General features: G+C 53.6%; 16 protein-coding genes. 3 read left to right on the plus strand and 13 right to left on the minus strand.

Going from position 1 to position 19,152, the window contains the following annotated elements; genetic code table 11:
• Window positions 1-373 precede the first annotated feature (373 nt).
• Entirely contained in the window at window positions 374-4,264 is a 3,891-nt protein-coding gene (gene purL, locus VRC33_RS17065) for a phosphoribosylformylglycinamidine synthase (RefSeq protein WP_338557518.1), read from the minus strand.
• 268 nt (window positions 4,265-4,532) lie between these two features.
• Here purL and mltF point away from each other — a divergent pair, with 268 nt between their 5' ends.
• Window positions 4,533-5,990 (plus strand): membrane-bound lytic murein transglycosylase MltF, encoded by a 1,458-nt coding sequence (gene mltF / locus VRC33_RS17070; RefSeq protein WP_338557520.1) that lies wholly within the window; start codon window positions 4,533-4,535, stop codon window positions 5,988-5,990.
• 45 nt (window positions 5,991-6,035) lie between these two features.
• Here mltF and tadA read toward each other — a convergent pair whose 3' ends face one another.
• From tadA to murQ, 4 genes are read right to left on the minus strand one after another with little or no spacing between them, the layout of a single operon-like run.
• Window positions 6,036-6,539: a tRNA adenosine(34) deaminase TadA gene (gene tadA, locus VRC33_RS17075; protein ID WP_338576792.1), complete on the minus strand. Its 504-nt coding sequence runs from the start codon at window positions 6,537-6,539 to the stop codon at window positions 6,036-6,038.
• Between the two features lie 39 nt (window positions 6,540-6,578).
• Entirely contained in the window at window positions 6,579-7,217 is a 639-nt protein-coding gene (yfhb, locus tag VRC33_RS17080) for a phosphatidylglycerophosphatase C (RefSeq protein WP_338557524.1), read from the minus strand.
• 3 nt (window positions 7,218-7,220) lie between these two features.
• Window positions 7,221-8,579, minus strand: coding sequence for a PTS transporter subunit EIIC (locus tag VRC33_RS17085; protein ID WP_338557525.1), 1,359 nt, complete (start codon window positions 8,577-8,579; stop codon window positions 7,221-7,223).
• 3 nt (window positions 8,580-8,582) lie between these two features.
• Complete coding sequence (murQ, locus tag VRC33_RS17090; RefSeq protein ID WP_338557526.1) at window positions 8,583-9,482, minus strand: N-acetylmuramic acid 6-phosphate etherase; 900 nt, start codon at window positions 9,480-9,482, stop codon at window positions 8,583-8,585.
• A 196-nt stretch (window positions 9,483-9,678) separates the two neighbouring features.
• On the opposite strand from murQ, the gene VRC33_RS17095 reads away from it, so the two are divergent.
• Complete coding sequence (locus VRC33_RS17095; RefSeq protein ID WP_338557527.1) at window positions 9,679-10,518, plus strand: MurR/RpiR family transcriptional regulator; 840 nt, start codon at window positions 9,679-9,681, stop codon at window positions 10,516-10,518.
• A gap of 112 nt (window positions 10,519-10,630) precedes the next feature.
• Here the strand turns inward: VRC33_RS17095 and VRC33_RS17100 are convergent, their stop codons facing one another.
• The gene (locus tag VRC33_RS17100) at window positions 10,631-11,911 is read right to left on the minus strand and encodes an O-antigen ligase family protein (protein WP_338576795.1); all 1,281 of its coding nucleotides are present in this window, start codon (window positions 11,909-11,911) and stop codon (window positions 10,631-10,633) included.
• A 245-nt stretch (window positions 11,912-12,156) separates the two neighbouring features.
• On the opposite strand from VRC33_RS17100, the gene VRC33_RS17105 reads away from it, so the two are divergent.
• Window positions 12,157-12,414, plus strand: a complete 258-nt coding sequence (locus VRC33_RS17105; RefSeq protein ID WP_338557530.1) for a YfhL family 4Fe-4S dicluster ferredoxin — start codon at window positions 12,157-12,159, stop codon at window positions 12,412-12,414.
• 94 nt (window positions 12,415-12,508) lie between these two features.
• Here the strand turns inward: VRC33_RS17105 and acpS are convergent, their stop codons facing one another.
• From acpS to lepA, 7 genes are all read right to left on the minus strand, one after another.
• Window positions 12,509-12,889: a holo-ACP synthase gene (gene acpS / locus VRC33_RS17110; RefSeq protein ID WP_338557534.1), complete on the minus strand. Its 381-nt coding sequence runs from the start codon at window positions 12,887-12,889 to the stop codon at window positions 12,509-12,511.
• Window positions 12,889-13,620 carry a pyridoxine 5'-phosphate synthase gene (pdxJ, locus tag VRC33_RS17115; protein WP_338557536.1) on the minus strand — a complete coding sequence of 244 codons (732 nt, stop codon included), beginning with the start codon at window positions 13,618-13,620 and terminating at the stop codon, window positions 12,889-12,891. Before pdxJ ends, acpS begins: the two co-directional genes overlap by 1 nt.
• A 76-nt stretch (window positions 13,621-13,696) precedes the next feature.
• Window positions 13,697-14,431 (minus strand): DNA repair protein RecO, encoded by a 735-nt coding sequence (gene recO / locus VRC33_RS17120; protein ID WP_338557537.1) that lies wholly within the window; start codon window positions 14,429-14,431, stop codon window positions 13,697-13,699.
• A gap of 5 nt (window positions 14,432-14,436) precedes the next feature.
• Complete coding sequence (era, locus tag VRC33_RS17125; protein ID WP_338557538.1) at window positions 14,437-15,342, minus strand: GTPase Era; 906 nt, start codon at window positions 15,340-15,342, stop codon at window positions 14,437-14,439.
• Entirely contained in the window at window positions 15,339-16,019 is a 681-nt protein-coding gene (gene rnc, locus VRC33_RS17130; RefSeq protein ID WP_338567386.1) for a ribonuclease III, read from the minus strand. Before rnc ends, era begins: the two co-directional genes overlap by 4 nt.
• A 136-nt stretch (window positions 16,020-16,155) precedes the next feature.
• On the minus strand, window positions 16,156-17,118 hold the full coding sequence (gene lepB / locus VRC33_RS17135) for a signal peptidase I (protein ID WP_338557540.1): 963 nt from the start codon (window positions 17,116-17,118) through the stop codon (window positions 16,156-16,158).
• A 26-nt stretch (window positions 17,119-17,144) separates the two neighbouring features.
• The gene (gene lepA, locus VRC33_RS17140; RefSeq protein ID WP_338557541.1) at window positions 17,145-18,944 is read right to left on the minus strand and encodes a translation elongation factor 4; all 1,800 of its coding nucleotides are present in this window, start codon (window positions 18,942-18,944) and stop codon (window positions 17,145-17,147) included.
• Window positions 18,945-19,152: the final 208 nt, after the last annotated feature.

Genomic DNA, 19,152 nt, shown 5'->3' on the forward strand with positions numbered 1-19,152 from the left:
CAGGCACCGTATTGTGCGTCATTCGGGTTGTTATGAAGCGCTTGTCCGCTTTCGCAGGGCTGTCGTAACCAGGTGAATGAGCCACTGCAGAGACTATAGCAACAAGCGTGCCAGATGTTTAAATTTTTTTTAACTGCATGAATAAAAAGAATTTATTTAGACGTGGTTTTAACAGGGGTATGCGTTTCGGACTGGCTGGTCAAAAGAACTGTCGCCAATTGGAAACGGTCTTAGGATAAATCGCATTGGTGCAACTAAATCAACAGGTTATATGTCACCTATCGGCGACACCTTCTGAGCGCTTCTGTCGCAATATTGCAACACACCTTTAAAGATAAAAGGGCAACCGTATCAGGGTTGCCCTTTGAACTACTTAACCAAGCTGTTTACGCGCATTGCGGAAGATACGCATCCACGGGCTGTCTTCGCCCCACTCTGCCGGATGCCAGGAGTTGCTGACGGTACGGAACACACGTTCCGGATGCGGCATCATGATGGTCACACGACCACTTTCGTTGGTTACGGCGGTGATACCATTCGGTGAACCGTTAGGGTTCGCCGGATAGTGCTGGGTAACCTTGCCGAAGTGGTCAACGAAACGCAGCGCCACCAGACCTTTACTCTCCAGCGTGGCCAGATGCGAATTATCACGCACCTCAACAAAACCTTCCCCGTGAGAAACGGCGATTGGCATCCGCGATCCCACCATGCCATCCAGCATCAGTGAAGGGCTTGCGGCCACTTCCACCAGGCTGAAGCGCGCTTCGAAACGCTCGGACTGGTTGCGCACAAAGCGTGGCCAGGCTTCGCTGCCAGGGATCAGTTCACGCAGATTCGACATCATCTGGCAACCGTTACAGACGCCCAGCGCCAGCGTTTGCGGACGGTGGAAGAAGGTTTCAAACTCATCACGCACGCGGGTATTGAAGAGAATGGATTTCGCCCAGCCTTCCCCAGCGCCCAGCACGTCACCGTAGGAGAAGCCGCCACAGGCCACCAGCGTCTGGAAATCTTCCAGGCCACGACGTCCTGCCAGCAGATCGCTCATATGCACATCTACCGCATCGAAACCGGCGCGATGGAATGCCGCGGCCATTTCAATGTGAGAGTTCACGCCCTGCTCACGCAGCACGGCAACTTTAGGACGTGCGCCGGTAGCAATGTAAGGTGCCGCGATATCTTCTTCCGGCTTAAACGTCAGATCTACGTTCAGGCCCGGATCAAGGTCGTTCTTCTTGGCTTCATGTTCCTGATCGGCACATTCAGGGTTGTCGCGCAGACGCTGCATCTGCCAGGTGGTTTCAGCCCACCAGGTACGCAGTGTGGTACGGCTTTCGCTGTAGACTGCTGAGTCACCCGAAGTGATGACAAAACGGTCGCCCTGCAGCGCCTTGCCCAGGAAGTGAACACATTTACCCAGACCCTGATCTGCAAACACCTGCTCAACGTGAGCACGGTCGGCAGCAGCGACCTGAATCACTGCACCCAGTTCTTCATTAAACAGGGCAGCAAGAGCATCGCTGCCCAGCGAGGCGATATCCGCTTCGATGCCGCAATGCCCGGTGAAGGCCATCTCGGCCAGCGTGACCAGCAGTCCACCGTCTGAACGGTCGTGATAGGCCAGCAGTTTGCCTTCGGCAACCAGCGCCTGCATGGCGTTGAAGAAGCCAGCCAGCTGCTGCGCATCACGCACATCGGCAGGCTTGTCACCCAACTGACGGTAAACCTGTGACAGAGCGGTCGCGCCCAGCGCATTTACGCCCTGGCCGAGGTCGATCAGCAACAGCGCATTGTCCTGCTGAGGTTGCAGCTGAGGAATTACCGTGCGGCGAACATCTTCAACACGGGCAAAGGCGGTGATCACCAGCGACATCGGAGAGGTCATCTCGCGCTGTTCGGTGCCGTGCTGCCAGCGGGTTTTCATCGACATGGAATCTTTGCCGACCGGGATAGTAATCCCCAGCGCCGGACAAAGCTCTTCACCCACGGCTTTAACCGCTTCATATAAGCCAGCATCTTCACCAGGGTGACCGGCAGCGGCCATCCAGTTAGCAGAGAGCTTGATACGCTTGAGCGATCCAATCTGCGTTGCCGCGATGTTGGTGATCGCTTCGCCCACGGCCAGACGGCCAGAGGCTGCGAAGTCCAGCAGGGCAACCGGTGCACGTTCGCCCAGCGCCATCGCTTCGCCGTAGTAGCTGTCGAGGCTGGCAGTGGTCACTGCACAGTTAGCTACCGGGATCTGCCAGGGTCCGACCATCTGGTCACGAGCGACCATCCCGGTAACGGAACGGTCGCCGATGGTCACGAGGAACGTTTTTTCCGCCACAGCAGGCAGGTGCAGTACGCGATTCACGGCGTCAGCGACGGTAATGCCTTCACGGACCAGAGCCTCACCCTGCGCCTTAAGCGTGGTGACATCGCGGGTCATTTTAGGCGTTTTACCCAGCAGCACGTCCAGCGGCATATCAATAGGTTTGTTATCGAAGTGGCTGTCAGAAAGGGACAGGTGCATCTCTTCAGTAGCTTCGCCGATCACCGCATAAGGCGCACGTTCACGCTTACAGAGTGCATCGAACTGTGCCAGCTTCTCGGGAGCCACGGCCATGACGTAACGTTCCTGAGATTCATTACACCAGACTTCCAGCGGGCTCATGCCCTGCTCATCGTTCAGGATATCACGCAGGTTGAAACGGCCACCGCGCTCGCCATCACTGACCAGTTCCGGCATGGCGTTAGAGAGCCCGCCCGCACCTACGTCATGGATGAACAGAATCGGGTTGTCCTGGCCCAGCTCCCAGCAACGGTCAATCACTTCCTGACAGCGACGCTCCATTTCCGGGTTGTCACGCTGTACTGAAGCGAAATCCAGATCGGCATCGGACTGGCCGGAGGCCATTGAAGAAGCTGCGCCGCCGCCCAGACCGATATTCATCGCCGGGCCACCCAGCACAATCAGTTTGGCGCCGACGGTGATTTCACCTTTCTGCACGTGATCGGCACGGATGTTGCCAATCCCGCCTGCCAGCATGATCGGCTTGTGGTAGCCACGTAGCTCAACGCCATTGTGGCTGTTGACCTGCTCTTCGTAGGTACGGAAGTAGCCATTCAGGGCAGGACGGCCAAATTCGTTGTTAAAGGCTGCTCCGCCCAGTGGACCTTCGGTCATGATATCCAGCGCGGTAACAATGCGGTCTGGCTTCCCAAAATCTTCTTCCCACGGCTGTTCAAAGCCAGGAATACGCAGGTTAGAAACGGAGAAACCCACCAGGCCCGCTTTAGGTTTTGCGCCGCGACCGGTTGCACCCTCATCACGGATTTCGCCACCTGAACCGGTAGCCGCACCCGGCCAGGGGGAGATTGCCGTTGGGTGGTTGTGCGTTTCAACTTTCATCAGGATATGCGCTTCTTCCTGATGGAAATCATACTGGCCCTTCTCTGCGTCAGCGTAGAAGCGACCAACCTGAGAGCCTTCCATTACCGCGGCGTTGTCTTTATAGGCAGACAGCACGTGGTCCGGCGTTTTCTCAAAGGTGTTTTTGATCATTTTGAACAGCGATTTAGGCTGTTGCTCGCCATCAATCACCCAGTCGGCGTTGAAGATCTTGTGGCGGCAGTGCTCAGAGTTGGCCTGAGCAAACATGTACAGCTCAATGTCGTTCGGGTTGCGCCCCAGTTTTTCAAACGCTGCCAGCAGATAGTCGATCTCATCATCGGCCAGCGCCAGACCCAGTTTACGGTTGGCTTTATCCAGCGCTTCACGGCCTTCGCCCAGCACATCAACACTCTGCAGCGGAGCGGGCTGGTGGTGAGCAAATAATTGCTCAGCCTGGCTGAGTTCACTGAGAACGATTTCCATCATGCGATCGTGCAGCAGAGCGGCCAGCTGTGACCACTGTGCTTCAGTCAGCTGTGGCGCTTTTACATAGAAGGCCAGACCACGCTCAAGACGAAGTACCTGAGGTAAATCGCAGTTGTGTGCGATGTCGGTCGCTTTAGAAGACCACGGCGAAATCGTTCCAGGACGAGGCGTGACCAGAATCAGGCGCCCTTCCGGAGTATGTTCGGCGAGAGAGGGACCGTATTTCAGCAGGCGCTGTAAACGGGCTTTTTCATCCGCGTTAAGAGGCGTGCTGACGTCGGCGAAATGGACGTACTCAGCGTAAATATCACTCACCGGCAGGTGAGCGTCCTGAAAGCGAGCCAGCAGTTTGGTAATACGAAATGCCGACAGAGCGGGCGAACCACGCAGAATTTCCATCAATAAAGATCTCTCGTCTGGAAGCGCCGGGCGACGCTTCTTTGGGCGCAACAGGGAAAACGGGCGGTATTATAGAGAATCCCCACCCATTACGAAACCGTTTGCGCAGAATTTATCGGTCCAGGCAATTGGATGAATTTCACCCAATCCACTTTGAATTCAGTTGCGCAGGACCACCGAGTTGCGCAGAATGCCTCAGGCTCAGGATCCATTATAGACATCAAATACTGCCGTTACAGACAGAACCTGAGAGACATCGAGAGATAACCATTTGAAACGCCTTAAATTTAATTATCTGTTTATCGGTCTGGTTACCGTGCTGCTTGCGCTGGCACTGTGGCCTGCCATCCCCTGGTATGGGGGACAGCAGGACCAGATAGAACAGATAAAATCACGGGGAGTGCTACGTGTCAGCACCCTGAACTCCCCGCTGACTTACTACACAATCAATAAAGCCCCAGCGGGAATGGATTATGAGCTGGCGAAACGCTTCGCCGATTATCTGGGGGTGAAACTGAAAATCACCGTGCGCCAGAACCTCAGCGACCTGTTTGACGATCTGGAAGATGATAAGGCGGACGTTCTGGCAGCAGGATTAATTTACAACAACGATCGCTTTTCTCATTTCCGCACTGGCCCTACTTATTACTCTGTCTCCCAACAGCTGGTTTACCGGATGGGGAAACCCCGGCCTAAAAGCCTGGGGGATATTCATGGCCGCCTGACCGTGGCTTCTGATTCTGCCTATCTCGCCACGCTGCGCGGTATCAAGCAGAACCAGTATCCCGACCTGGACTGGGCTATTTCCACCGATCAGAGCCCTACCTCGCTGCTTGAAGCTGTGGCCGATGGAAAACTGGACTACACCGTGGGTGATTCAGTTTCCATAGCCCTGCTGCAACGCATCCACCCACAGCTGGCCGTGGCTTTTGATATCACCGATGAAGAGCCCATCACCTGGTATATGCAGCGCGATCAGGATGACAGCCTGAACGCGGCTCTGCTCGACTACTTCAACCAGATGGGTGAAGAAGGGGCGATGGCACGGCTGGACGAGAAGTATCTCGGTCATGTGGGCACCTTTGATTATGTCGATACGCGCACTTTCCTGCGGGCAATTGATGGGACGTTGCCGGATATTCGCCCTCTGTTTGAAAAATATGCCAGCGAGATAGACTGGCGGTTGCTGGCGGCAATTTCCTATCAGGAGTCGCACTGGAATCCTCAGGCAACGTCGCCGACCGGGGTACGGGGCATGATGATGCTGACGCGCAATACTGCGGAAAGCCTCAACGTCAGCGACAGAACCGATCCTGAGCAGAGTATCCGTGGCGGCAGCCAGTACCTGACGCGAATGATGGAAAAAGTGCCACCAACCATCCCGGAAGATGAGCGTATCTGGTTTGCGCTGGCGGCGTACAACATGGGTTATGCCCATATGCTGGATGCCCGCAAGCTGACAGAGAAGCAAAAAGGCAACCCGGACAGCTGGGCGGATGTGAAGCAGCGTCTGCCGATGCTGAGCCAGAAGCGTTACTACAGCCAGACCAACTACGGCTATGCACGGGGTCAGGAAGCCTATAACTACGTGGAGAATATCCGCCTCTATCAGATGAGCCTGGTTGGCTATCTGCAGGACCAGGAACGTAAACTGGCCCAGCGTGCGGCGTATGAAGCTGAGATGGGTGAAGGCTATCCGGTCGTGGCGCCAAAAATTGCCCTGAATTAATGCAATAAAAACGGGCGGAAGCCTTTCGCTTTCGCCCGCTCAGATCTACTTCTCTTCTGCATGCCCACGCAGCAGATCGCGCAACGCCTTTTTTTCAGCACGGCGGTGACGGAAGAAATCACTGATGATGCCTGCGCACTCTTCTGCCAGCACGCCCTGCTCAATCTTCACCTGATGATTCATGCCCGGATGACCCAGTACATCGATCAGGGAACCGGCAGCACCGGTTTTCTCATCTTTAGCGCCAAAGACCAGACGGTCGATACGCCCGTGGATCATCGCTCCGGCACACATCACACAAGGCTCCAGCGTGACATAAAGTGTGGTATCCAGCAGGCGATAATTCTCCAGCACTTTTCCTCCCTGCCGCAGCGCCATAATTTCAGCATGAGCGGTAGGATCATGATGACCAATAGGGCGGTTCCACCCCTCACCAATCACTCTGTCACCCTGAACCAGCACGGCACCCACGGGGACCTCACCCTCTTCCCAGGCCCGACGCGCCAGCATCAGAGCGTGGCGCATCCAGAATTCATCACTTGCTATCACCTGAGTCTCCAGCCAAAAAAAGCGGCACAGTATACCCTGTTACTCAAGCTGTTGCAGTTCGCCCTGTGGCGTGACGCGCCAGCGATGCTGGCAGAAAAAGAGCAGCGGGTTATCCTGCTTACTGTCGCTGTAACCGCTGTAAAGCTGAAGAGGCGTGCCAATCTGCTCTTCCAGACGGGCGACTTTCTCATGTCCCAGGCAGCGCATAGCCAGCACTCTTCCACCGTAACCCCGGCTCATCTGGCTGGCGATCAGTTTTACCTTGGGCAAAAATGCCGAATCAAAATAGACCTGCTGAACCAGTGATTCAGGCGATCCGGTAATTAACCAGACGTCAGCATCCGAACTGTTCAGGTAGTCCGTAAGGCGTTGCTGAACCACAGGGAATGCGGTGACCCGCTTGCGGAACCATTCGGCAAAGTTTTTCTCGCGCGCCCTCAGGCTGTTTTCGCTGTGACCAAAGGTGATGGACCATAACAGCAGGCTCATCGGCCACCTGGCGGCCCTGCCTTTAATCAGTAAACCTGCGCCAATCACCGGCAGCAACGGCACCACTAAAAGCAGGTTCAGCGGCTGACGCCACAGTAAATAGCGCATAAAAGTGCCGAACATATCCTGCTGATGCAGCGTGCCGTCCAGATCGAAAAACACCACGCGTCGTTCCTGACCAGTTATCAAAAATTACTCCTCAGGGTCATTGAATCCCATAAACCAGGCAAAGAGAAAACCGCAGACTACCGCAGTCAGCCACCCTGCCAGATAGAGCATTACCTTACCAGAGATGATAGTGAGCGCCAGCGGCAGTCCGGAAATGCCAAAAGTGATCACGGTGGCCACTTTTGCGTATCCGATTACCGCCCCACCCACTGCCCCACCAAGGCAGGCTGCAATAAAAGGCCGTCCCAGCGGCAGCGTTACGCCGAATATCAGCGGTTCGCCAACGCCCAGGATACCCACGGGCAGTGCTCCCTTCACCAACTTTTTCAGACGGGCATTGCGCGTTTTCAGCAATACCGCCAGCGAAGCGCCGACCTGCCCCACGCCAGCCATCGCCAGAATGGGCAGCAGCGCGTTATTACCATGTGCCTGCACCAACTCGACGTGAATAGGCACCATCCCCTGATGCAACCCCGTTAATACCAGTGGCAAAAACGTCCCCGCAAGCACGGCCCCCACCACCATTCCACCCCGATCGATTGCCAGCGTTGCCCCCTGTGCAATGGCCTCCGATATGAGGCCGCCCAGAGGTTGCAACGCCACTATGGCAAGCGAAGCAGTTATAAGTGTAGTCAGAAGCGGGTTAAGGATCAGCTCAACTGACTCTGGCAGCCACTGACGCAGCCTTTTTTCAATCCAGCACATCAACACGACCACCAGCAGCACCGCAATAACGCCACCTCTTCCCGGCTGCAGCTTTTCACCAAACAGGGTGATTTGCGCCAGCGCCGGACTGGAAAGAATGCCAGCCATCACCCCGCCCAGGGCGATCGACCCGCCAAAAACTCGCGCCGTATTCACCCCCACCAGAATATTCATGATAGTAAAAATAGCGCTACCAAAAATGGCTGCCAGCCCAAGAAGATTGGGGTACTGAGTGGCAAAGTCACCGACGATATCAGGACGCTTGAGAATATTGATGATCCCGGTAATCAGCCCGGAAGCGATAAAAGCCGGGATGAGGGGAATAAATACGTTAGCTAACTGGCGCAGGGCATCGCTCATTGGCGCTTTGTATTTCTGTTTAGTCTGCGATCTCATCTGGCTGATGGAGGGTGAAGCTGTAGCGGGCGAGGCAAGAAGCGTACGCATGGCTTCGACCACTTTAGCTGCGGCTCCCGGTCCGACAATAAACTGGTGCTGGTTTCCCTGCCTGACGTACCCCTTTATCCCCTCAAGCTGGCGTAGCTGGCCAGGGACAAGTCGATCATCGTCATTGACCTCTACCCGCACCCGGGTCATACAATTTTCCAGACGGACAATATTTTCCGCCCCGCCTATACCCTGTAATAATTCGCCAGCAAGCCGGTTCGCCTTTTCCATGGATTACCCTCTGTCTTCAAGCGCTGCGCGCAAAAATCCCTGATGTTCAGCCAGTTTTTCTTTAGCTTTCTCAGCCGTATAACCACTCAATACCATCAGAATGGCCGTTTTGACCTCATAGTGGGTCTGCTTTAATGCCGTTTCCGCTTCCTCAGGCAGACAGCCTGTAGCCTGACAAACCATTCTGCAGGCGCGATCCACCAGCTTAATGTTGGTTGCCTGCATATCCACCATCAGATTCTGATAAACCTTGCCAGTCCTGACCATGGCACCGGTTGAAATCATATTCAGCACCAGCTTTTGCGCGGTGCCAGACTTGAGCCGCGTTGAACCGGTCAGCGCTTCGGGTCCCACAACAGGAGAGATAGCGATTTCAGCTTCATGCGCAATGGGTGAGCCGGGATTACAGGAGAGAGCAGCTGTACGGCACCCCAACTGCCGGGCAAAGCGCAAAGCACCGATAACGTAAGGGGTTCGGCCTGAAGCAGCAATGCCCACAACCATATCTTCGGGTTTCAGGTTTATCGCCCGCAGATCGCTGATGCCGAGTTCCTGATTGTCTTCAGCTCCTTCCACGGCTTTCAGCAGCGCGCCAGGCCCACCAGCAATCAGTCCCACCACGACACCGTGCGGCACACCAAAAGTGGGAGGACATTCTGAAGCATCCAGCACGCCAAGCCGTCCGCTGGTGCCTGCTCCCATATAAATCAGCCTGCCACCCGCCATCAGTGAGGCGGCAGCGGCATCAACGGCTCTGGCCACCTCGGGCAGCGTCAGGCGGACAGCTTCCGCTACCGTCGCATCCTGCTGGTTGAACTTCGTTACCATCTCAAGGGTGGACAAATTGTCCAGATCCATTGTGTCGCCATTTCGCGTTTCTGAAACCAGTGCACCCAGATCCATATCATCCTCGTCTTTGAATTTTTAATTCTTATCAATAGATAAATTTGAGAATATTATATTCCCAGCGAACCAGAATTTACCTAATTTTAATCATGGAATGTGATAAATGCGGCGATAAACTTACTGCCTGTCGCGCAGCAAGCTATTATCTGTCCTGATAATTCAAGCTGTTGGCTCGACAACTGGAGAGAGAACGATGAGTTCACTGCTGCGCATTCGTCAGTTATACCCGGCACTGGCAATGAATGAACGCCGACTGGCCGATTTTCTGTTATCTCAGCCAGACCGTGCCCGCCACCTCAGTTCGCAAAAACTGGCTGAAGAGTCTGGCGTCAGCCAGTCCAGCGTGGTGAAGTTTGCGCAGAAACTGGGTTACAAAGGGTTTCCCGCCCTTAAGCTGGCGCTAAGCGAGTCGCTGGCGGATAAAGATGCCATCACCGTGCATAACCAGATCCTCAGTGATGATCCGTTGAAAATCGTCGGTGAAAAATTGCTTTCCGAAAAGCACTCCGCTATCCGCGCAACGCTGGATATCAACAGCGAAGAGATGCTGCTGGAAACGCTGCGGCTGATTCGCTCTGCCAATCGTATCGTATTGGTGGGTATCGGCGCTTCAGGGCTGGTAGCCAAAGACTTTTCATGGAAGCTGATGAAGATTGGCATTAATGCCGTGGCAGAACAGGATATGCACGCGCTGCTGGCCAGCGTGCAGGCATTACATCCCGGCGATCTGCTGTTAGCCATTTCCTATACCGGCGAGCGTCGTGAAATTAATCTTGCCGCTCAGGAAGCACAACGCGCAGGGGCCAATGTGCTGGCGTTTACCGGTTTTACCCCGAATACGCTGCAACAATGTGCCACCCATTGCCTCTACACCGTAGCCGAAGAACAAACTACGCGTAGCGCGGCCATCTCATCCACGGCGGCGCAACTGACGCTGACCGACCTGCTGTTTATGGCGATGATTCAACGGGATCCGGAGCGGGCATCCAGCCATATCCGCCACAGCGAAGCGCTGGTGAAAAAGCTGGTCTGAATCTTTTTACGCCGGTGGAAGTGAGAAAGGATTACCCCAGTTTGATAAGGTCAATGGTTGCCAGCCCATTGACCTGAATTTATTCACTCAACACAAGCCGAAAAATAGTCCCTCAGGAAACCACTAAGGCTTCCCTCTCTTCGTCAGGCTGCATGATCATTTTTGATAACACAATCATCACCGCCAGCATGACTATGTATTCTACTGAGGTCAGTAAAACATCCGTCAGGCCATATAACAGTGTTGAGATAACAATCATCGATACCGGATTGAGCACATAACCTTTTAATCCGTTACTGAAAATCATAGTGATATAAAAATACAGCAGCACCACAATACCGGCCACACCAAAGATGGAGGCATACTGAATCATTTCATTATGAAGATGGACATCCAGAAAACTAATGGCATAAGACCGGGGCATTCCATGCTCTGCCAGGTATTTTTTGATATAAGTATTTCTGGCTTGTTCAGTCTCTCCGAATGGCGCATGTTTGAAGGCAATCAACCCCGTTTTCCACATGGTGAATCTGGAACCCAGAGAGCTGTGATCGTTGCCTTTCTGGTAGAGATGAATCTCATTCACCGTGGAAGAAACACGCACTTCGATGATCTTCTTTGCAAAAAAGAGGCACATGACGAAGGCGACAATAGCCGGGATCAGATAGACAAGTTTGAGCTGGTGATGGCTTCTGAGGCACTTCACTAAAATTGCAGCAAGAAGAAAGAGATGGATGGCCATCGCCGCTCTGGTTTCCGTCAACAAAATCACATAAAGGGAAACGGGGGGGATCAGAAAAATCAATACGCCCTTCAGCTTAAAGGTTTCCGTATTCAACATGATGATTAACAGACACATGGTCAGAGCAGAATAAGCATAGGCCGTCATTGTAGCGCGATTGATTCCAAGCACTACGCGCTCGGTGGAGGTAAACTCCTGAAAGAGAGCAAAAAGAGTGGCAAACACGAAGGCGCACGCAATGGAAGCCTGAGCCAGTTTTTTTACCCCTCTCTTACTTACCAGCCCTGCATTAAAAACATAGAAAGCGTATAAGCACACCACAAAAGACAATATAAATCTTTTTGCTGAGGTGAAAAGAAATTCACTTTTCATTCCTTCAGGCAATTGCGACTTTGCATAGAACGACCAGAGAAGATAGACCAGACCGATCAATAAAAGAGGATAATATAATTCGAATTGCCTGCCAGCTGATTTTATCCCTCTCCATTCAATCAGGCAGCCAAGCAGGGATATATAACCGCACCAGTAGAAAATAACCCTGGCTGTTTTTTCATGAAGGAAGGAGGCGGGTAATATTAGTACCAGCATTAATATCGTCAGGTAATGAAAGGCTTTCATCGACGGGAAGGTTTTTTTCAAGACACTATTCAATTCAGAATCCCTTTTACTGCCACTCTATGGCTTTGTCTGCATATGCTGAAAAAATATTCTCTATTCCTGCTCTTCGTTAGTGTACCCGGCTAACGCCAGGGTTGCCACCCTCCCACACTGGCTGGGCTGGCACAGGGTAGACTGAAAATCAATCTTGTGCAGGCCACTCCCCTGAAAGGTCTGGTTTCACCCACCGGGAAGCGTATAATACCCGCGCACTTTATCCTGTTACTGATTGAGACCCTATGGCCCTGCTTATCACAACGAAATGTATCAATTGCGATATGTGCGAGCCTGAATGCCCCAACCAGGCGATCTCAATGGGCGAAGCCTTTTACGAGATTGATGCCGGGCGCTGCACCGAATGCGTGGGGCACTACGAGACACCTACCTGTCAGCAGGTCTGCCCGATTGTGAATACCATCATTACCGATCCTGCGCATGTTGAAAGCAAAGAGATGCTGTGGGAGAAGTTTGTCGTGATGCATCACGAACAGGTATGAAGATAGAAAACAGGCGTTAAAGAGGGGGAACTGTCATTCACTACGGGCAACAGGCATAAAAAGTGCCGGGCAGCGAGACGCCTGCCCGACCCGATCACTTCTCGATAATCACCGTGGCACAGGCGTAATGCCGCTCATCAGCCAGGGTGACATGCACATATAACACACCAAGCTGGTTGGCCACTTCCTTTGCATGCTGGAAGAAGCGCAGCCCCGGTTTACCCAGTTCGTCGTTGTAAACTTCAAACTGATTAAAAGCCAGACCACCGCGAATACCGGTGCCAAAAGCTTTTGCCGCCGCTTCCTTCACGGCGAAACGTTTGGCCAGGAAACGCACCGGCTGCTGATGCGCCTGATACTGTGCCCACTCATTTTCACTCAGCACGCGTTTTGCCAGCCTGTCGCCAGAGCGGGAAATCACCCCTTCTATACGGGCAATCTCCACGATGTCGGTACCGAGGCCAAGAATAGCCATTAGCGACGCGCTTCCCGCATCAGCTCTTTCATCTCTTTTACCGCATCCGCCAGACCGCTCATCACGGCACGTCCAATAATGGCGTGGCCGATGTTCAATTCGTGCATCTGAGGCAGTGCCGCAATGGGCTGGACGTTATGGTAAGTGAGGCCATGCCCTGCATTCACCTTCAGCCCTTTACCCGCAGCATACGCCGCCGCATCCCTGATCCGGACAAACTCGGCATGACGCTCACGCCCCTCTTCCGCCTCAGCATAGGCACCGGTATGAATTTCAATATAGGGCGCGCCGGCTGCCATAGCGGCATCAATCTGACGGTGGTCGGCATCGATAAACAGCGACACCAGAATGCCCGCTTCAGTGAGTCGGGTCACCGCGTAGGTGATTTTCTCAAGCTGGCCGGCTACGTCCAGGCCACCTTCGGTGGTTACCTCTTCACGTTTTTCCGGCACCAGACAACAGAAATGCGGTTTGATCTCGCAGGCGATATCGACCATCTCATCGGTCACGGCCATTTCCAGATTCATGCGGGTCTGAATGGTCTGCCGCAGAATACGCACGTCACGATCGGTAATATGACGGCGATCCTCACGCAGATGTACCGTAATGCCATCGGCTCCGGCCTGCTCGGAGACGAACGCCGCCTGAACCGGATCGGGATAATTGGTGCCCCGCGCATTACGCACGGTCGCAACGTGATCGATATTGACGCCTAACAATAATTCAGCCATGACATTCCCCGGAATTTTGCAAAGAGTGACAGCAGTGTACAACGTTCAGCACGCTGACTGGAACGGTCGGGTCGCTTTACTCTGCTTCCGGCGGCACGTCTGCGCGTTTTTTCGGCACAAACTGGCGAAACAGTTCCTGACTTTTTAACGGCTTTCCGCCCAGATAGGGTTTCAGTGCAATACGCGTGAAGCGTTTGGCCGCACGCAGGGTATCGATATCCGGGAATTGTCGCTCTTCCAGCGCCCGCATCTGGCGCCCGGTAAAGGTATTGTTGTTCATCACCAGACTGGCGATAAACCCCTTTTCCTGACGATAGGTATAGGTCATCTCATCCGCCACTTCTTCGCCGCTGCCTGCGCAATGAAGAAAATCCACCCCATAACCCAGGTGGCCCAGCATCGCCAGCTCAAAACGTCTCAGTACCGGTTCAGGTGAACCTTCCACTCCTGCAAGCGCCTGAATACAATAGAGGTAATCAAAGAAGAGTTCGGTGAAAGCCGTTTCCTGTTCCAGCACGCGGGAAAGCAACTCATTAACGTAGAGCCCACAGTAGAGCGTGATACCGGAGAGGGGAAGTGCCAGGGAGATGGGCTCAGCGCTGCGAAGGGTTTTTACTTCGCCACGCCCGCCCCAACGTACCAGTAAGGGAGTGAAAGGTTGCAGAGCGCCTTTCAGGCTGGAACGTTTGCCACGGGCACCTTTTGCCAGCACCCGGATACGGCCATAATTCTCAGAAAACAGGTCGAGCAGAAGACTGGTTTCGCTGTAGGGGCGTCCATGCAGGACGAATGCGCGCTGCCAGCCTTCCATAGGGATCAGAGGTCGTCAGTGTAGCCCAGGCTACGCAGAGCACGTTCATCATCTGCCCAGCCAGACTTCACTTTAACCCACAGCTCAAGATGCACTTTCATTTCGAACATCTCTTCCATGTCTTTACGTGCTTCAGTGCCGATGACTTTGATCTTGGCCCCTTTGTTGCCAATCACCATCTTCTTCTGCCCTTCACGTTCAACAAGGATCAGACCATGAATGTTGTAGCCACCGCGCTCGTTAGTCACGAATTGCTCAATCTCAACCGTTACCGAGTAAGGCAATTCCGCGCCCAAGAAACGCATCAGTTTTTCACGGATGATCTCTGACGCCATAAAGCGCTGAGAACGGTCAGTGATATGATCTTCCGGGAAGTGGTGCACGGCTTCAGGCAGGCGCTTACGCACTATGCTGGCGATGGTATCCACATTCTTGCCGCTTTCGGCAGAGATTGGCACCACATCCATAAAGTTCATCTGTTCGCTGAGGAACTGCATATGCGGCAGCAGGATACTTTTGTCAGTGATGTTGTCCACTTTATTGATGGCCAGCAGAACCGGCACCCGGTTATCCTTCAGCTTGTTGACGACCATCTCATCGTCAGCGGTCCACTTAGTTCCTTCAACCACAAAGATGACCAGCTCAACATCGCCGATAGAGCTGCTGGCTGCACGGTTCATCAGACGGTTGATCGCCCGCTTCTCTTCCATGTGCAGGCCCGGGGTATCCACGTAAATGGCCTGATAAGGACCTTCGGTATGGATGCCCATAATGCGGTGACGCGTAGTTTGTGGCTTGCGCGAGGTGATCGAGATCTTCTGTCCCAGAAGCTGGTTCAGTAAGGTGGATTTCCCGACGTTCGGGCGGCCTACAATAGCAATAAAGCCGCAATGGGTAGTTTGTTCGCTCATTCAAGTCCTAGCTTAATCAGCGCCTGTTCGGCAGCCGCCTGCTCAGCTTTACGACGGCTGGAGCCGGTTCCAACAACCGGTTCTGCCATGCCGCTTACCTGGCAGTGAATAGTAAATTCCTGGTCATGCGCTTCACCACGCACCTGCACCACCAGATAGGAGGGCAGCGGCAAATGGCGACCCTGCAGATACTCCTGCAGACGCGTTTTTGGATCTTTCTGTTTGTCGCCCGGGCTGATCTGCTCAAGGCGGCTGGCGTACCAGTCAAGGATCAGTTTTTCTACCGTCTGGATATCGCTATCCAGGAAAACGCCACCAATCAGCGCTTCAACGGTATCGGCAAGGATCGATTCACGACGATAACCGCCGCTTTTCAGCTCGCCCGGTCCAAGACGCAGACATTCGCCTAAATCAAATTCCCGGGCCATCTCTGCCAGCGTATTACCGCGAACCAGCGTGGCGCGCATACGGCTCATATCCCCTTCGTCAACACGAGGAAAACGATGATAGAGCGCATTGGCAATCACGTAGCTGAGGATCGAGTCGCCCAGAAATTCCAGTCTTTCGTTATGTTTACTGCTGGCGCTGCGATGAGTGAGCGCCTGCTGCAACAGTTCCTGATGGGTAAAAGTGTAGCCCAACTTTCGCTGGAGCCTGGTTATTACTATGGGGTTCATGTGTTACCAATATCTGAATGCGTCAAGTATTCTGCACAGGGAACAGGGCTGGCCAGGCCAACACGGAACTGTTTCGTGTGCAGTGGCTGCCCCTTAGGGCAACCATCCGTTTTATCACTTCAGCCCGCCGGGGCTGTCAGTGAATACCGCCGATGCGGCTCAGGCGAACGCCGGTTGGCCATTGCCCTTCCTGCTTTTCAAAACTCATCCAGATGGCAGTGGCCTTACCAACCAGATTTCTTTCAGGCACAAATCCCCAGTAACGGCTGTCAGCGCTGTTATCACGGTTATCGCCCATCATGAAATACATTCCGGCAGGCACAACCCAGCTGGACTGAGGCTGACCAGGCTGCTGATAGTACGAGCTGGCCTGACTTTGTGCCTGAGTGACCAGCAGAATCGAGTGAGTGACATCACCCAGCGTTTCATTACGGGTCGCCAGACGCAGGCCACCGCGCATAGAGTCACTCTGCGGCATCTGATAGAAGCCGTTGCCCACTTCATTGCCATCAAAGCCGCTGAAAGTCTGGATAAAGTCGCTTGGCTGAACATCAGTGTAAGTCACTGGCAGCGCTTTATCGCAGGTCTGACCGCTGCAGCCCGGATTGATTGTGACCGTTTTGCTCTGAGGATCGTAAGTCACCCGGTCGCCCGGCAAGCCGACAGCACGCTTGATATAATCCATGCTTGGATCTTTCGGGTATTTAAATACCACGATATCGCCGCGCTTTGGATGGCCGGTTGGGATCAGCGTGGTCTGGGTGATCGGATCTTTAATTCCATAGGCAAATTTCTCCACCAGGATGAAATCACCGATCAGCAGCGTTGGCATCATTGAACCAGAAGGGATCTGGAAAGGTTCGTAGATAAATGAACGCACCACCAGCACCAACAGCAACACAGGAAAGACTGATGCCGCAGTTTCGACCCAGCCTGGTTGTTTGGCCGCTTTTTCAGACTGAACAGTATTGCCCGCCTGTGCGTCCGCTTCTGCCAGTCTGGCTTTGCGGGCCGGTGCCCATTTGAATTTATCAATACACCAGATAATCCCGGTGAGTAGCGTCGCTATCACCAAAATCAGGGCGAACATATTAGCCATTCCAGTTCCCTCTTAGCCTTCAGGCTTTATTTACTGTCTTTACCAACATGGAGAATGGCAAGGAACGCTTCCTGTGGTAGCTCAACGTTACCCACCTGCTTCATACGTTTCTTACCGTCTTTCTGTTTCTGCAACAGTTTCTTCTTACGGCTGACGTCACCGCCGTAGCATTTCGCCAGGACGTTTTTACGCAGCTGTTTCACGGTAGAACGGGCAATGATATGGGTTCCAATCGCCGCCTGAATAGCAATATCAAACTGCTGACGAGGGATCAGTTCTTTCATCTTCTCGACCAGATCGCGACCACGGTACGGCGCATTATCACGGTGAGTGATCAGGGCAAGCGCATCAACCCGCTCGGCATTAATCAGCACGTCCACGCGCACCATGTCGGAAGTCTGGAAGCGTTTGAAGTTGTAATCCAGCGAGGCGTAGCCACGAGAGGTAGACTTCAGACGGTCGAAGAAGTCGAGGACCACTTCAGCCATCGGGATTTCGTAAGTCAGCGCAACCTGATTACCGTGGTAAACCATGTTGGTCTGCACGCCACGTTTCTCGATGCACAGCGTGATCACGTTACCCAGATATTCCTGTGGCAACAGCATGTGACACTCGGCGATAGGCTCACGCAGCTCTTCAATGTTGTTCAGCGCAGGCAGTTTGCCTGGGCTGTCTACATAGACGGTTTCAGCTGAGGTGGTGATCACTTCGTACACTACCGTTGGTGCCGTGGTGATCAGCTCCAGATCGTATTCACGCTCCAGACGCTCCTGAATAATCTCCATGTGCAGCAGACCCAGGAAGCCACAGCGGAAGCCGAAGCCCAGCGCCGTCGAACTTTCTGGCTCATAGAACAGGGAAGCATCGTTCAGGCTCAGCTTGCCCAATGCATCGCGGAAGGCTTCGTAATCGTCGGAGCTGATTGGGAACAGCCCGGCATAAACCTGAGGCTTCACTTTTTTAAAGCCCGGCAGCGCTTTATCAGCCGGATTACGGGAAAGCGTCAGGGTATCGCCAACCGGCGCGCCCAGAATGTCTTTGATGGCACAAACCAGCCAGCCCACTTCGCCGCAATGCAGTGCATCACGATCCACACGCTTGGGCGTGAAGATACCCAGACGGTCAGCGTTATAGGTCTGACCGGTGCTCATGACTTTGACTTTCTCGCCTTTGCGCAGCGTGCCGTTTTTCACCCTTATCAGAGAAACTACGCCAAGGTAGTTATCGAACCAGGAGTCGATGATCAGCGCCTGCAGGGGGCCTTCCGGATCGCCTTCTGGTGGGGGAATATCCCGCACTAAACGTTCAAGAACATCCGGTACGCCAACGCCCGTTTTAGCCGAGCAGCGCACGGCATCAGTGGCATCAATGCCGACGATGTCTTCAATTTCCTGAGCAACACGATCCGGATCCGCCGCAGGGAGATCGATCTTGTTCAGCACCGGTACCACTTCCAGATCCATTTCCATCGCGGTATAGCAGTTTGCCAGGGTCTGAGCTTCAACGCCCTGCCCGGCATCCACCACCAGCAATGCACCTTCACAAGCCGCCAGCGAGCGGGAGACCTCATAAGAGAAGTCCACATGGCCTGGGGTGTCGATAAAATTGAGCTGGTAAGTTTCACCGTCCGGCGCATGGTAGGCGAGCGTTACGCTCTGCGCCTTGATAGTAATGCCACGTTCGCGTTCCAGATCCATTGAATCCAGTACCTGCGCAGCCATTTCACGTTCAGTCAGGCCACCACAAATCTGAATCAGCCGGTCTGACAGCGTTGATTTGCCGTGGTCGATATGAGCGATGACAGAAAAGTTTCTTATATGCTTCATTTATATGAATTTTTTCGCTTAAACGTTCGGTTTAACTCTCGCGGGGGACAGCGCTATCAACACTAACTGCAATCTACCCGCCATCAATGAGCACGCATCTTACACTGTTAGCCCTCTGCACGAAAGAATTCACATACATAGCCAGGCATCAAATTCGCAACGAGGGATGTCATTTCGCTGCAAAATCGCCACCGATTATGCTCTGTTT

It is taken from the genome of Erwinia sp. E_sp_B01_1, assembly GCF_036865545.1.
Lineage (GTDB): Bacteria > Pseudomonadota > Gammaproteobacteria > Enterobacterales > Enterobacteriaceae > Erwinia.

Excerpts from the sequence above, each read along its gene's own strand:
- lepB (WP_338557540.1), bottom strand. The coding sequence starts at position 17,118 with ATGGCTAATATGTTCGCCCTGATTTTGGTGATAGCGACGCTACTCACC.
- acpS (WP_338557534.1), bottom strand. The coding sequence starts at position 12,889 with ATGGCTATTCTTGGCCTCGGTACCGACATCGTGGAGATTGCCCGTATA.
- lepA (WP_338557541.1), bottom strand. The coding sequence starts at position 18,944 with ATGAAGCATATAAGAAACTTTTCTGTCATCGCTCATATCGACCACGGC.
- recO (WP_338557537.1), bottom strand. The coding sequence starts at position 14,431 with ATGGAAGGCTGGCAGCGCGCATTCGTCCTGCATGGACGCCCCTACAGC.
- rnc (WP_338567386.1), bottom strand. The coding sequence starts at position 16,019 with ATGAACCCCATAGTAATAACCAGGCTCCAGCGAAAGTTGGGCTACACT.
- pdxJ (WP_338557536.1), bottom strand. The coding sequence starts at position 13,620 with ATGGCTGAATTATTGTTAGGCGTCAATATCGATCACGTTGCGACCGTG.
- VRC33_RS17085 (WP_338557525.1), bottom strand. The coding sequence starts at position 8,579 with ATGGAAAAGGCGAACCGGCTTGCTGGCGAATTATTACAGGGTATAGGC.
- era (WP_338557538.1), bottom strand. The coding sequence starts at position 15,342 with ATGAGCGAACAAACTACCCATTGCGGCTTTATTGCTATTGTAGGCCGC.
- VRC33_RS17095 (WP_338557527.1), top strand. The coding sequence starts at position 9,679 with ATGAGTTCACTGCTGCGCATTCGTCAGTTATACCCGGCACTGGCAATG.
- murQ (WP_338557526.1), bottom strand. The coding sequence starts at position 9,482 with ATGGATCTGGGTGCACTGGTTTCAGAAACGCGAAATGGCGACACAATG.
- VRC33_RS17105 (WP_338557530.1), top strand. The coding sequence starts at position 12,157 with ATGGCCCTGCTTATCACAACGAAATGTATCAATTGCGATATGTGCGAG.